Annotated in this window: 11 protein-coding genes; 4 read left to right on the top strand and 7 right to left on the bottom strand. The window is 70.8% G+C overall.

Annotated elements, in window-relative coordinates; all coding sequences use genetic code 11:
• Positions 1–40 precede the first annotated feature (40 nt).
• Together AB0K80_RS08450 and AB0K80_RS08445 are read left to right on the top strand one after the other, a co-directional pair.
• Positions 41–1,594 carry a glycosyltransferase family 4 protein gene (locus AB0K80_RS08450; RefSeq protein WP_365667176.1) on the top strand — a complete coding sequence of 518 codons (1,554 nt, stop codon included), beginning with the start codon at positions 41–43 and terminating at the stop codon, positions 1,592–1,594.
• A complete protein-coding gene (locus tag AB0K80_RS08445; protein WP_365667174.1) occupies positions 1,591–2,208 on the top strand; it encodes an acetyltransferase in 618 nt (205 codons plus the stop codon). The genes AB0K80_RS08450 and AB0K80_RS08445 overlap by 4 nt, the downstream gene beginning before the upstream one ends.
• A 127-nt stretch (positions 2,209–2,335) precedes the next feature.
• Here the strand turns inward: AB0K80_RS08445 and AB0K80_RS08440 are convergent, their stop codons facing one another.
• The 4 genes from AB0K80_RS08440 to AB0K80_RS08425 form a co-directional block, all read right to left on the bottom strand.
• Complete coding sequence (locus AB0K80_RS08440) at positions 2,336–3,499, bottom strand: DegT/DnrJ/EryC1/StrS family aminotransferase (protein WP_365667172.1); 1,164 nt, start codon at positions 3,497–3,499, stop codon at positions 2,336–2,338.
• Positions 3,492–4,220, bottom strand: coding sequence for a sugar transferase (locus AB0K80_RS08435; protein ID WP_365667170.1), 729 nt, complete (start codon positions 4,218–4,220; stop codon positions 3,492–3,494). The genes AB0K80_RS08440 and AB0K80_RS08435 overlap by 8 nt, the downstream gene beginning before the upstream one ends.
• Positions 4,217–6,046: an SDR family NAD(P)-dependent oxidoreductase gene (locus AB0K80_RS08430; protein ID WP_365667168.1), complete on the bottom strand. Its 1,830-nt coding sequence runs from the start codon at positions 6,044–6,046 to the stop codon at positions 4,217–4,219. The genes AB0K80_RS08435 and AB0K80_RS08430 overlap by 4 nt, the downstream gene beginning before the upstream one ends.
• A gap of 271 nt (positions 6,047–6,317) precedes the next feature.
• On the bottom strand, positions 6,318–8,132 hold the full coding sequence (locus AB0K80_RS08425; protein WP_365667166.1) for a DUF4012 domain-containing protein: 1,815 nt from the start codon (positions 8,130–8,132) through the stop codon (positions 6,318–6,320).
• A 210-nt stretch (positions 8,133–8,342) separates the two neighbouring features.
• Here AB0K80_RS08425 and AB0K80_RS08420 point away from each other — a divergent pair, with 210 nt between their 5' ends.
• A complete protein-coding gene (locus tag AB0K80_RS08420) occupies positions 8,343–8,996 on the top strand; it encodes an acyltransferase (protein WP_365667165.1) in 654 nt (217 codons plus the stop codon).
• The gene (wecB, locus tag AB0K80_RS08415) at positions 8,993–10,093 is read left to right on the top strand and encodes a UDP-N-acetylglucosamine 2-epimerase (non-hydrolyzing) (protein WP_365667163.1); all 1,101 of its coding nucleotides are present in this window, start codon (positions 8,993–8,995) and stop codon (positions 10,091–10,093) included. Before AB0K80_RS08420 ends, wecB begins: the two co-directional genes overlap by 4 nt.
• Here the strand turns inward: wecB and AB0K80_RS08410 are convergent.
• The 3 genes from AB0K80_RS08410 to AB0K80_RS08400 all read right to left on the bottom strand — a co-directional run bounded on the left by AB0K80_RS08410 (position 10,069) and on the right by AB0K80_RS08400 (position 13,592).
• Positions 10,069–11,388, bottom strand: a complete 1,320-nt coding sequence (locus tag AB0K80_RS08410) for a nucleotide sugar dehydrogenase (RefSeq protein ID WP_365667161.1) — start codon at positions 11,386–11,388, stop codon at positions 10,069–10,071. The two genes, wecB and AB0K80_RS08410, sit on opposite strands and share 25 nt — an antisense overlap.
• 66 nt (positions 11,389–11,454) lie before the next feature.
• Complete coding sequence (locus AB0K80_RS08405; protein WP_365667159.1) at positions 11,455–12,498, bottom strand: Gfo/Idh/MocA family oxidoreductase; 1,044 nt, start codon at positions 12,496–12,498, stop codon at positions 11,455–11,457.
• Positions 12,495–13,592 carry a DegT/DnrJ/EryC1/StrS family aminotransferase gene (locus tag AB0K80_RS08400; protein WP_365667157.1) on the bottom strand — a complete coding sequence of 366 codons (1,098 nt, stop codon included), beginning with the start codon at positions 13,590–13,592 and terminating at the stop codon, positions 12,495–12,497. The genes AB0K80_RS08405 and AB0K80_RS08400 overlap by 4 nt, the downstream gene beginning before the upstream one ends.
• Positions 13,593–13,737 lie beyond the last annotated feature (145 nt).

Here is a 13,737-nt window from a genome sequence, read left to right as displayed (position 1 = left end):
CGCCGGACTTACCCCCGGCAGCCGGACTCGGAGACTTCTTGTGATCGACAGCACCAGACAATGGCCTCCGGAGTCGCGAGTCGGATCGGTGCTGCTGGGAGCAGCGCAAGCTCTCGCCGCCTCGGCATGCAGGCCCAATGTAGCGGCACCGGTAGCAGAAAGTAGCAACAGCTGCACGGTGAGTAGTAGATTCCTGGCTGAATCGGCACCTCGCCCGTCGCGGCGGCGGTACGACAACTCAGCACGCCACCGGATGCGGCCGTGCGGCTTCGGTGGAGGTGAGGGCATGAGGATCTGGATCTTCAACCACTACGCGGCGCCACCGGACTGCGCCGCCGGCACCCGGCACTACGAGCTGGGTCGGGTGCTGGCGGCGAAGGGGCACGACGTCACCATCTTCGCCAGCAGCTTCAGCCACTTCAGCAGGCGCGAGGAACGGCTCGCGCCCGGCGAGAAGGTGGCCACCCGGACGATCGACGGCGTCCGCTTCGTCTGGGTCCGCACGCCGCCCTACACGGGCAACGGATACCGCCGCGTGCGGAACATGGCCGCCTATGCCGCCCGGGTGCTCGCGACGCAGCGCGCCCTGGACCGGCCGGATGTGATCGTGGGCTCGTCGGTGCACCTGGCCGCGGTGCTCGCCGCCTGGCTGGCGGCCCGCAGCCGCCGCGCCCGCTTCGTCGTCGAGGTGCGCGACCTGTGGCCGCAAACCCTGATCGACATGGGTGCGCTGCGGGCGAACGGGCTGCCTGCCCGGCTGCTGAGGCTGGCCGAGTCGTTCTGCTGCCGGCGTGCGTCCGCCGTGATCTGCCTGCTGCCCGGTGCCGCCGACTATCTGAGAACCCGCGGCGTCCCCGCCGGCAAGATCCATTACGTGCCGAACGGGATCGCCGACTTCCCCCGGCCGGTGAATCCAGGTCAGCCGGCCACCCCGGACGTCGCGGACCCGGGGAACCAGGCCGCCGACCTGATCGACCGGATCAGGCGCTTGCGCGAGGATGGTTGTCTCATCGCCGGATACATCGGCTCGCACGGACCGGCCAACGGGGTGGCGACCATTGTCGCGGCTGCGGCGGAGCTGCAGGCCGCCGGCCATCCGCGGGTCGCTGTGGTGATGGTCGGAGACGGCCCGGAGAAGGGCGCCTGCCAACGACTCGCTCGCCGACACGGCCTGGACAACGTGCTGTTCTGGCCGCCGGTGCCGAAGCAGGACGTGCCGGCCGTGCTGGCCGAGCTGGATGTGACGCTGTTCTGCCTGCGCGATGTCGCGGTCTTCAAGTACGGCCTGAGCAGCAACAAGCTGTTCGACTACCTGGCGTCCGGCAAGCCGGTGCTGTTCGCGAGCAACGCACCCGGCGGCCCGGTGCGCGAGTCCGGCGGCGGTGTGTGCGTGCCCGCCGAGTCACCGGCAGACATGGCGGGCGCGCTGGCCGGGCTGGCCGCGATGGCGCAGGCCGAGCGGCAGCGGATGGGCGAGCGCGGCCGCCGCTGGGTCTACCGGCATCACGGTATGACCGCCCTGGCGGGCGCCTTCCTCGCCGCGGTGGCTGAACCGGCGCGGCGCAGGGGCCAGGTGAGGGAGGCGGCGCGGTGACGCTGCACATCGTCGGCGCAGGCGGTTTCGGCAGGGAGACGCTGGACGCGGTGCGGGCGGCAGCCGCGGCACCCGAGGTGGTCTTCGTGGACGAGCATCCGGCAGCCGCGACGGTCGACGGCTGTCCGGTGCTGCTCCCCGGGCAGTTGGCTGCCTCTGACGGGCAGCGCGACGAGTTCGTGGTCGCGATCGCCGACGCCGACGCACGCCGCAGGCTGGCCCGGGCGTGCGAAGACCGCGGGCTGCGAGCGACGACAGTGATCGACCCGCGTGCGGTTGTCTCCCCCGGCGCCAGGATCGGGCGTGGCTGCGTGGTGCTCGGCCAGGCGTTCATCTCCACCGGCGCCGTCCTCGGAGCACACGTCCAGGTCAACTACCAGGCCAGCATCGGCCATGACACGGTGCTCGAGGATGTCGTGACGATCCTGCCGGGGGCCAACATCGCCGGCAACGTGACCATCGGCGCCGGTGCCACGGTGGGCAGTAACGCCGCCGTTCTGCAGGGCCGCCGGATCGGGCCGTCCGTCATGGTCGGTGCCGCTGCCCTGGTGACCCGCGATGTCGCCGCCGGTCAGCTGGTCGTCGGCGTCCCCGCCAGGGTTCGGGTGCGCTGACCCACCGGTTCGCTCACGGTTCCGGATCCAGGGCCGCGACCAGGCGTGCACCGGGTGGCGCAGTCACGGCGTGGGCGCGGTTCCGGCCACCGCGCCCACGCCGTGAACGCCGGCACGTGGTCCGCGGTCACCGGGCACCGGCCGGCATCGGCTGATCCGCGGCATCCGGCGACGCGTTTGCCTCGCCGACGGCGGTGGTCACCGCGTCGGCGATCTCGGCCACCTCGGCCTCGGTCAGCCGGTGGTGAACGGGCAGCGAGAGCATCGCCCGGGCGACGGACTCGGTCACCGGCAGTTGAGCGGCGTCCCCCGTGCCGCCGTCCCGCCGGACGAAGAGTGGCTGCCGGTGTACTGGCGGGAAGTAGATCCGGGCTTCGATGCCCCGCTTCAGCAGGCCGGCGAGCACCTGGTCGCGGATGCCGGGCAGCAGGCAGGTGTAGAGCGCCCAGGTGCCCCGGGCGTCCGGCACCTGGTGCGGTGTCGTCAGGCCGGGCAGGCCGGCCAGCCGCTGGGTCAGCGCTTGCGCGATCAGCTGCTTGCGCCGCAGGATTCCGTCCAGCTTGCGCAGCTGCACCCGGCCGATCGCGGCCTGCATCTCGGTCAGCCGCCAGTTGTACCCGAGGCTGTCATGCCGGTACAGCGCGGTCTGGCCGTGGTTGCGGAGCAGTTTCAGCCGCTCGGCGACTCCGGGGTCGCTGGTCAGTACGATGCCGCCCTCCCCGGTGGTGATGTTCTTGGCAGGGGTGAAGCTGAACATGGCCGACCGGCCGAAGGTGCCGACGGGTCGGCCGCGGTACTCGGCTCCGGCCGCCTGCGCGGCGTCCTCCAGCAACGGCACGCCGGCCGCGTCGCACACCCGCGCCAGCCCGTCGAGGTCACCGGGCTGGCCGGCGTAGTGCACGGTCATGACCGCCCGCGTGGCGGGGGTGATCCGGGCCGCGACCGATACCGGGTCGAGGGTGAACGTCCGTGGGTCGATGTCGGCGAACACCGGGGTGGCCCCGACGTGGCACACCGATGTCGCGGTGGCGACGAAGGTCATCGACGGGACGATCACCTCGTCGCCGGGGCCGATCCCCTCCGCGAGCAACATGGCTTGCAGCGCGGCCGTCCCGGTGCAGAACGTCACACCGAACGCCGCCCGGTGCCGATCGGCGAACTCCTGCGCGAAGGCTTCGTTCTCCGCCCCGTTGGTGAGGACGCCGCTGCGCAGCACCCGGCATACCGCCGCCTCCTCCTCCGCACCGAGACCGGGACTGGCAAGCCGGATCCGGACGTTGCTGTCAGGCATCTGAGAGCATCCTTTCTGATCTCCGGGCGATCGGATCGTCATGGTGGCTGGCGGTGGATCCGCCCCCGGACAGGACCGTCCAGACGGTGAGGAACAAGATGGCCAGGTCGAGCCGAAGGCTCTGGCGCAGGACGTAACGCAGATCCCACTCGATGCGCTCCGGCCAGCTCAACCGCTGTCGCCCGTGCACCTGCGCCAAGCCGGTCAGGCCCGGGGTGGCCAGCAGGCGCAGCTGCTGACGATCGGTGTACCGGCGAACCTGGTAGGGCAAGGTCGGCCGAGGCCCGACCAGGCTCATCTGTCCGCGCAGCACATTGACCAGCTGGGGCAACTCGTCGAGGGACGTGCGGCGCAGTACCCGGCCGACCGCGGTCACCCGAGAGGTGTCGGCGTCACCCGGCTTCTCCGGGTCGGCCGGCTCATTGCGCATCGTGCGCAGTTTCAGCACGACGAACAGGCGGCCGTCGCGGCCGACCCGCTGCTGCCGGAACAGGACGGGTCTGCCGTGCGCGATCAGGTGCGCCAGCGCGGCGATCGCGCAGAGCAGCGCGGCCGGCACGATGATCAGGCTGACGAGGACCAGGTCCAGCAGTCGCTTGCCGCGGTACGACCTGCGGTGAGGCACCAGGTCTTCGACCGGGGCACCGCCGGGCGTTGTGGTGCGCGCCTGCGCGATCACCGAGTCCGCCGGATGCTCTCCGGGCAGGGGCGGGGCGCTCATCTGCTGGTCTCCGCTTTTCCGGGCTGGCCGGGCAGGACCGGCGGGTCGGCCGGCTGCTCGGGGCCGGGCGCGGCGGCGAGGCGCGCCAGGACGGCGCGTACCGCATCGGGGTCGGTGAGGTGACCGATGCGGGTGACCTCACTGGCGTCGAGGGCCGGCACCGGCACCTGTCTGACCAGCGGATGCCTCGGCCGGTGGTCCGGCTCCCCCTTGCCCAGCAGATCCTCGGTCAGTTTTTCGCCGGGCCGCAGCCCGGTGAAGACGATCTCGACACGCCGCGATGCCGCGTCGGCCATGCGACGGGCGAGGTCGACGATGCGGACCTGGTCTCCCATGTCGAGCACGAGGACCTCACCGCTCTCCCCTACGGCCACGGCCTGCAACACCAGCTGCACGGCTTCGGTGGCGGTCATGAAGTAGCGAGCGACCTGCGGGTGGGTCACCGTGACCGGACCGCCCGCGGCGATCTGCGCGGACAGCGAGCCGAGCAGCGAACCCCGGCTGCCCAGGACGTTGCCGAACCTGACGGACACCCAGGACCCCGGGAAAGCACCGGCCATGTGCGCGGTGAGCCGCTCGGTGATCCGCTTGGAGGTGCCGAGGACGCTCACCGGGTCGGCCGCCTTGTCCGTGGAGACGTTCACGAACGACCGCACACCACAGTCCGCAGCCGCCTGCAGCACGTTCAGCGTGCCGGTCACGTTCGTCTTCAGCGCCTCGGCCGGATACCGCTCGAGCAGCGGCAGGTGCTTCACCGCCGCCGTGTGGAACACGATCTCGGGGCGGGTCTGCGCGAAGACCTGGCGCATGCGGGAGGCATCTGTGATGTCGGCGAGCACGACCTCGTCGGAATCGAGCAGCGCCCGGCCGTGCAGCGCGAGCTGGATCGCGTGCAGCGCTGATTCGTCCCGGTCGAGCATGACCAGCGACGCGGGCCCCAGCCGGTGCAGCTGGCGGCACAGCTCCGAACCGATGGAGCCGCCGGCGCCCGTGACGAGGATGCGGCGTCCGGTGAAGTGAGCGGCAGCCGACTCCAGGTCCAGCCGGATCGGAGCGCGGCCCAGCAGCTGGGTGATCCGCGGGTCGCGGACGTCGTCGATCCGCACCGGTCCGGCGACCAGTTCCTCGATGCGCGGAATCACCTTGGTGGTCAGGCCGATCGACTCGGCCAGTGTGATCAGCTCGCCGATCACACGGCCGTCCCGGCACCCGCCGGCGATCGCGATCACCATGACCGTCGCCCCGGTCTCCGCAGCGACCTGCGCGAGCCGGTCCCGCCCGCCGCGCACCTGGATGCCACAGATCCGCAGTCGGCGTTTGCCGGGATCGTCATCCAGCAGGGCAACGGGTCGGTACCGCGCGCCGGGCTGGCCGACCAGTCGCTGCACCAGTTGCGTCCCGGCGCTGCCCGCACCGAACACGATCACCTTGACGGCGGTCGGCGCGGGGCGGCCGGGCCTGCGCCGGATGGCCCCGACTGCGACCCTCACGGTGATCATGACAAGCACACCGACCAGGGCGGCGAGACCGACCATGGCCGGCCTGTCGCCCAGCAGGGGAAGTCCCGCCTGGCAGATGACCTCCAGAAGGAGCCCCGTCAGCCCGGCGCAGACCAGCACTGCGCTCAGCTCCGGGCCGGGCTCTGCCTGATAGCGCCCGGAGTAGAGCCCGCACACGGCCCCGGCCAGTACCACTGCCGTCCAGGTGACGGCACAGACGATGAGCAGATCGCCGGCTGTGACGGGCAGTGCGGAAGTGGCGCCGGTGGTCAGCCCGGCAACCAGCAGGCCGCAGGTCCAGGCGATCGCGTCCGCGGCGGCTTGCACCGCCGGTCTGCGACACCGGACGGCAACGCCGGACCGGCCAGCCGGCCCGTGGCGGCTTTCCTGGGCGGTGTGGGACACCGCAGGATAAACCGCTGTCAGCTTGTCGTTGCCCGCGCATTCCCCACGCAAGGTGAACCCCGATCAGCAGGACGTGTCAGTTGCCAAAAATCTATTTCGGCACTTTGCCGGCGGCATGTCCACGGACGCCGCCGCATCCTTCCGGGTGGTCGGAGTCTTTCTTTCGTTCACGCCTTCTGTGAGGGCGGTCCGATTATTTCGCGCACGGCTGGATGCGTACCGCGGTGGTCTGGGGTCGTGCCAACGGCTGCACGGGCACCACGGGGTGGAGGTCCGAAACCGGTTCCAGCAGACGAATCTCCACTTCTCGTGTCCGGCCGGGCAGGAGTTCCACCTGCGCCCCGAATACCGGGTGACCGCGCTCCTCGGCCGGCGACAACAGAAGTCGCCGCCCGTCCAGCGTCCCACCGGTGAACCGCGCACCGGCACTGGCGTACAACGAAAGCCAGACGCTTGTGGACCCCGGGGGGTGTGCGTGCCGGGGATCGTCGGAGCGGAGAGCGACGAGGGCGGGCAGCCCCGCGGGGGGCGCGGCATTCGTCAGCCTGATGCGCACCACGCTGGAACGGGTACCGCCCTGGCAAGGACCGAGCTCGTAGGTCAGCGACCGTCGCAGGTAGTAGTCCATCTTGTTGCCCGCGGAATTGTTGACCACGAGATAGGCGAACGGCCCTGCCTTTTCTGGGATATCGCCGGCCAGCCCGCTTTCTTCGAGCGCCGACTGGGTAGCCGCGTCCGCACTCCAGACACGAATGCGCCCGTCGTCGGCGTTCTGCCGCAGGGCCTGCAGGAGGGCCACCGAATCCTGGCGGTGCAGCAGGGCAACGGCGACCGACTGCGCGACCTGTACCAGGAATCGCTTGCGTTCGCTGTTGCTGTACGACGCGTAGAGCGTGCTTTCGGTGAGCTCCACGGTGTTCTCCGCCGTCAGCTGCTTCCCGTCCGGAAGCCGTACCGGCCCCGTGGCTTTGAGGATTCGGGCGAGCCCCACGGGATCGGTCGCGATGGCCCCGTCGAGACGCTGCCCCCGGTGCCGCTGCCACAGGCCCACCCAGATCTGCGCCGCATAGGGAAAATGAGCGGACAGGTTCGAATTGGCCAGCCCTTGGGCGCTTTCAGCGGCTCCGTACCGGTGGTCGAACGCCGGCCCGAAGTTCGCCACGGGGGTGGTGGTGCGCGGCAGCGTGTCGTCCGAGGCGAAGCCATGCAGGGTGATGCGGCCACGGTCGGCGGTCAGCAGGCCGAAGGTGCCTACGAGGCCACCTGTGCCCCGGGCCTCGGCGTTGTTCTGGAAGGCGAGAAAGTAGGAACGTGGCCCCGAGGCCCCCAGGACAGGTTTCAGCAGCCGCGCCGTCGCCTCCGCCTCGGAGACCGAGTGGGAAAGGCGCGTCACCCGGTCGGACAGCCGCTGCCGTGCCGTGTCGAGGCGACCGACCACCGTCGAACCGGGCAGGCCGTCCAGGCCCCTCTCGATTCCGGTCAGCTGACGGCGCACCTGTCCGAGCAGGTCGGTGGCAGCCGAAAGCCGATGGAGGTCGACACGACCGTGGCGCACGAGCTCACCGGACGTGAGCATCTGCCGAAGCCGCACCGCCTCCGGCAGCACCCCGGTGGCCATCTCGTCGGCGGCGACGCTCAGCCCTCGGGCAGAACGCAGCGGCGGACCCACCAACGGGAGGTTCTCGGCCACGCGCCACACGGGTGCGGAGGCCGCGCTCCGGGCGGCCGCTGTGTGTCTGCGGATGGAGCCCAGCACTTCGGTGGAGGGCCGGTGATGACGGCTCAACTCCGTCTGCAGTCGGTCGGTCGCCGCCTGAGCCGCGGCGAGATTGCTCTGCACCGCGCGCACCTCCCACACCAGGAAGCCGGCCGACGCGGCGGACAACAGACCGACGGCACCGGCAACCCAGAGGACCGCCCGGCGGCGCCGTACCAGCAGGGCCGCGTATGCCCGCAAACTCCCCACCACGCCCTGCAGGCTGCGCGTCGGGTCCTTCCCTGCCTTCATCGCCTACCCATGGATCGAAGGGTGCACCGGAACGAAGCATCCGGATCAGATCAGTAATGACAGTCAGTCAGACGTGTCGCAAACTCCCCGGCGTCATGTGGCGGGGAACTGGGTCCCAACGGCCTAACGTCAGCGCCGGACTGGCGGACCAGGACGCCAAGCGTGGCTCGCAGAACGTACCCGGAGCCGTCTGGGCTCGTTGCTCAGCACATGAACGAAAGCGGGAGAGCGGCGTCTGCGCGGGTCCGGTGCGCACCCGGTGCGCAGGTCGACGACACGGCCGTGCTGGGCCCCGGCACCACCGTGTGGGAATTCGCCCAGATTCGCGAGGGAGCCGTGCTGGGCTCCGACTGCGTCGTGGGCCGGGGTGTCTACGTGGGGCCCGGGGTGAGGATCGGCCGCCGGGTCAAGCTGCAGAACTACGCACTGGTGTATGAGCCGGCGGAGCTCGCGGACGGCGTCTTCGTCGGGCCTGCGGTCGTCCTCACGAACGATCACCACCCTCGAGCCGTCGACGCGGACGGGCGTGCGAAGCGCGCGGGTGACTGGGACGCGGTCGGCGTCCGGGTCGCGGAGGGGGCGTCACTCGGCGCACGCTCCGTGTGCGTGGCTCCGGTCAGCGTCGGCCGCTGGGCGATGGTCGCCGCCGGCGCCGTGGTCACCCGGGACGTGCCCGATTTCGCCCTCGTCGCCGGTGCCCCTGCCCGGCGGATCGGATGGGTGGGTCGGGCCGGCGAGCGTCTGCGCGCACTGCCGGATCGGGCCGGTGTCTGGGCGTGTCCACGCAGCGGAACGCTCTACACGGAGCGGGACGGCGTCCTGACGGAGCTGTGCCGTCGGCACCGAGAGGAGCAGTGCCCGTGAAGGTCATCAGCGTCGTGGGGGCGCGCCCCCAGTTCGTCAAGCTCGCCGCAGTCGCCGCAGCGTTCGGCGACACGGAGCACGACCACATGATCGTCCACACCGGTCAGCACTACGACGCCGATCTGTCCGACGTCTTCTTCACCGGTCTGCGCATCCCCGAGCCCGATGTGCACCTGGGCGTGGGTTCCGGGACCCACGGTGTGCAGACCGGCACCATCCTGGCGGCCCTCGATCCCGTGATCGCCGCCGCCCGCCCCGACTGGGTGCTGGTCTACGGAGATACCAACTCGACTCTTGCCGGCGCCCTGTCCGCTGCCAAACAGCACGTGCCCGTGGCCCACCTGGAAGCGGGCCTGCGCTCCTTCAACCGGCGCATGCCCGAGGAGCACAACCGCGTCCTGACCGACCACGCCGCCGATCTGCTGCTGGCACCCACCGAGGAGTCGGTACGCCACCTGGCAGCCGAGGGCCTGGCCGAGCGCGCGGTCCTGACCGGGGATGTCATGGTCGATGTGTGTCTGCGTGTCCGGGACGAGGTACTGACCGGTGAGGCCCGCACCCCCGCGCTTCCGGCCTCCCTCGACCCCCGGGAGCCCTATCTCCTCGCCACCTTGCACCGGGCCGAGAACACGGATGATCCCGATCGCCTCGCCGCCCTCGTGGACGCCCTGGCCGGTCTGCCGGTTCCGGTCGTCCTGGCCGCTCATCCCCGGCTGCTCGCACGGACGGAGGAGTTCGGTGTCCCGCTGCCGCGCGGCTCCCTTCACGTCAGCCGTCCCCTGCCGTACGCCGAGCTGATCGCCACGATCCTCGGCTCGTGCGGCGTGATCACCGACTCGGGAGGACTCCAGAAGGAGGCGTTCCTGCTGGACCGCGTCTGCACGACGATCCGTACGGAGACCGAGTGGCCCGAAACGCTCCAGGGCGGCTGGAACACACTGGTGCCGGACCCGCGTGAACTGGGCTCCGCGGCATGGTCCGACACCGTCCTGCGTCCCGCGCCCCGCGCCTCACGCGACAGGCCGTACGGCGACGGCGCAGCGGCGGGGCGCGTGGTGCGGGCGCTGGAGGATCACGCGGGTGCGCCTTTCCGCTGAGCCGTCGGTGACGTCGCGCCGAGCACGATGACCTCGGCCCCGGCCCATCGATCCCGGTCAGTGATCCGCCGCCCGTCGACCACGACGCGCACGTCCGGGAACTGGTCGGAGCCCAGTTCCCGGTACTCGCCGTGATCGGCCTGGATGACCGCGGCCGTGACGGCCTGGCCGGTGTACGGCGGCAGGCCGAGTGCGCGCAGTTCGTCAGCCCCGTACAGCGGGTCGGAGACATACGGCGAGGCGCCCCGCGCCCGGAGCGTCTCCACGACGGGGAACACCCCGGAGAACGCCGTCTCCTTGACGCCGCCCCGGTAGGCCGCACCGAGTACCAGCACACCCGCGCCGGTCAGGTCGCCGTACACCTCCGCAAGCCGGCGCACCGCGTACTCGGGCATCGAGGCGTTGGCCGCCCGGGCTGCTCGTACGACCGTCGCGTCCGAGTCGTTCCACAGGTACATCTGCGGATAGACGGGAATGCAGTGCCCGCCGACGGCGATGCCCGGGCGATGGATGTGGCTGTAGGGCTGCGAGTTGCAGGCGTCGATGACCAGGTCCACGTCGACGCCGATGCGGTCCGCGAACCGTGCGAACTGGTTCGCCAGCCCGATGTTCACGTCGCGGTAGGTGGTCTCGGCCAGCTTCGCGAACTCCGCGGCCTCCGCGGAGCCGAGGTCCCACACACCGTTGGGGCGGGGCAGCTCGTCGCGCACGTCGAAGTCGAGGACGGACTCGTAGAACTCGACGCCTCGGCGGGCCGAGGCCGCATCGATGCCGCCGAGGAGCTTGGGGTAGCGGCGCAGGTCGGCGAACACCCGGCCGGTCAGGACCCGTTCGGGGCTGAAGACGAGGGCGAAGTCCCGGCCCGCGGTCAGTCCGCTGCCCTGCTCGAGCATGGGCGCCCAGCGGCCGCGCGTGGTGCCCACGGGCAGGGTCGTCTCGTACGACACGAGTGTGCCGGTCTGCAGCCCGCGCGCCACGGCTCGTGTCGCCGCGTCCATCCAGGTGAAGTCGGGGCTGCCCTCGGTGCCGACATACAGCGGGACAACGATGACCACCGCCCGGGCCTGCGTGACCGCCGACGTGGTGTCGGTGGTGGCCAGCAGCCGGCCCTCCGCGACCACGTTCTTCAGCTTCTCGCCGAGACCGGCCTCGCCGGGGAACGGCTCGACGCCCTCATTGACCAGACGCACGACGTGTTCGTCCACATCGGCGCCGATCACGTGGTGGCCTTGTGCGGCGAACTGGACAGCGAGCGGCAGGCCGATCTTTCCGAGCGCCACTACACAGATCTGCACGGCTGCTTTCCTCCCTGGGGCAACACGCTGCCTTTGCGGTTTCATTGCGCTCGGCGGGGACGGGCGTCACGACCGCTGGGTGACCATCGCCAGGGCCGGGGTCGGGGAGCCGGGGGTCCGCAGTTCCACGAACGCCTTCCTCCGTGCCGAGTCGAGGACCGCCTCCGCCACCTCGACCGTCCTCAGTCCCTGGTCCAGAGTGACGATCTCCGTCGCCTTGCCCTGCACGGCATCACGGAACCGTTCGTGCTCGACGAGGAGCGGCTCGCGCTTGGGGATGGCGTAGCGGACCATGTCACCCTCGGCGACTCCGCGGAAGGCACGCAGGGCCTCCCACTCCGTGGTCACCGCCCCGTTGGCGTGGAAGGTCAGGTCCGCGGTGAGCGTGTCCGCGACGAGGCAGCCGCGCTCGCCGGTCACCGCCGTGAAGCGCTCCTTGTGAGGGCTGAGCCAGTTGACGAGGTGGCTGACCAGGGTGCCGTCGCTGAGGTCACCTACCACGCAGACCATGTCCTCATGAGGACGGCCGCTCTTGGACACCGTGCGCGACGAGACCGAGGCGTAGTCGTGGCCGGTGACCCAACTGGTGAGGTCGATGTCGTGGGTTGCCAGGTCCTTGACCACACCGACGTCGGCGATGCGGTGCGGGAAGGGCCCCTGGCGGCGCGTGACCACCTGGAACACCTCCCCCAGTTCTCCCGACTCCAGGCGCGCACGCAGGCTCTGCAGGGCCGGGTTGAACCGCTCGATGTGTCCGACTCCGGCGACCAGGCCGGCCCTGTCGAAGGCGTCGACCAGTCGTTGTGCGGCGGGCACGGAGTGGGCGAGCGGTTTCTCGATCAGAGCGGGCACGCCGTTGTCGGCCAAGGCCATCCCGATCTCCTCGTGCGACGCCGTGGGGCAGGCGACCACCGCGTAGTCGAGCCGGAGGGCGATCAGTTCCGCGAGGGTGGCGACGACGCGGGCGTTCCGCGCGGCACCCGTGGGATCTCCCGCCGGGTCCAGGACGCCCACCAGGTCGACACCGTCGAGCGACGACAGCACGCGGGCATGGTTGCGTCCCATGGCTCCGAGACCGATGAGCCCGGCCCGCAGGGGGCGCCGGCTCACCGTTCCCTGCCGGCAGCGCTCACGGCCTCGGCGATCCGCACCAGCTCGGCCGGCTCCAGGCTCGGGTGAACCGGGAGGGACAGGACCTCGGCAGCCGCCCGATCGGTCTCGGGCAAGGAAGGCCTGCCCGGGCGCTGATAGGGCCTGAGCCGGTGGATCGGCGTCGGGTAGTACACCGCGCTGTCGATGCCCTGTCGTGCCAGGTCCCGCCGCACGCCATCCCGGCGACCGCCTGGGATGCGGACCGTGTACTGGTGGTAGACGTGCCGGGCGCCGTCCGCCTCGCGGGGAAGAGACAGCCCCTCGATACGGGAGTCGAGCACCTTGGCGTTGGCCCGCCGCTGTTCCGTCCAAGCCGGCAGTTGCTTCAGCTGCTCACGGCCGACGGCCGCCGCGACGTCGGTCATCCGCAGGTTGGCCCCGACGATCTCGTTGGCGTACCGCTGCTCCATGCCCTGGTTCCGCAGCAGCCGGAGCGTGCGGGCAAGGCGCGGATCGTCTGTCGTGATCATGCCTCCCTCGAGGGCGTGCATGTTCTTCGTCGGGTAGAAGCTGAAGCACCCGGCCGTGCCGAAGCTGCCCACGGGGCGTCCGTGCAGGGTGGCTCCGTGCGCCTGGCAGGCGTCCTCCACGACGGCGAGTCCATGACGTGCGGCAAGGTCCGTCAGCCGGTCCATGGGCGCGGGGTGTCCGTACAGGTGCACCGGCATGAGGGCCGCGGTGCGCGGGCCGATCACCGCTGACACGGCGAGCGGGTCGAGGCAGTAGGTGCCAGGCGTGATGTCGGCGAACACGGGTTCGGCACCGGCCAGGCGTACGGCGTTGGCGGTCGCCGCGAACGAGAACGAGGGAACCACGACCTCGTCCCCCGGCCCGATACCGAGGGCCAGAAGGCTCAGATGCAGGGCGGAGGTGCCGGAGTTGACCGCTACGCAGGCGCGTCCGGCGACCCATGCGGAGAACTCCTCCTCGAAGGCGGCCACTTCTGGCCCCTGGACGACACGGCCACTGCGCAGAACGCGTACGGCCGCAGCGATCTCGGCTTCACCGATCACGGGCCGGGCTGCCGGGATCGGTGCAAAGGCGCGGGTCATGGGGCTTCTCCGTTCGGAGAGCGAAAAAGAGTCGGCTTACGTTCAACTCCCTCACACCGCTCCCGGTTGTCCCTGCGCGTCGTATATCCACCCTTATGGCCGATGGAGGCGGATACTCGTCCCTCACTTCAGCGCGCACGGTCAT

Source organism: Streptomyces sp. NPDC052682, assembly GCF_040678435.1.
In the GTDB taxonomy this organism is placed as follows: Bacteria; Actinomycetota; Actinomycetes; order Streptomycetales; family Streptomycetaceae; genus Streptomyces.
This window is presented reverse-complemented; position numbering and strand designations above follow the sequence as displayed.

Coding starts and splice junctions, on each gene's coding strand:
- AB0K80_RS08420 (WP_365667165.1), top strand. CDS start 8,343: ATGAACGAAAGCGGGAGAGCGGCGTCTGCGCGGGTCCGGTGCGCACCC.
- AB0K80_RS08435 (WP_365667170.1), bottom strand. CDS start 4,220: ATGAGCGCCCCGCCCCTGCCCGGAGAGCATCCGGCGGACTCGGTGATC.
- AB0K80_RS08425 (WP_365667166.1), bottom strand. CDS start 8,132: ATGAAGGCAGGGAAGGACCCGACGCGCAGCCTGCAGGGCGTGGTGGGG.
- AB0K80_RS08400 (WP_365667157.1), bottom strand. CDS start 13,592: ATGACCCGCGCCTTTGCACCGATCCCGGCAGCCCGGCCCGTGATCGGT.
- AB0K80_RS08440 (WP_365667172.1), bottom strand. CDS start 3,499: ATGCCTGACAGCAACGTCCGGATCCGGCTTGCCAGTCCCGGTCTCGGT.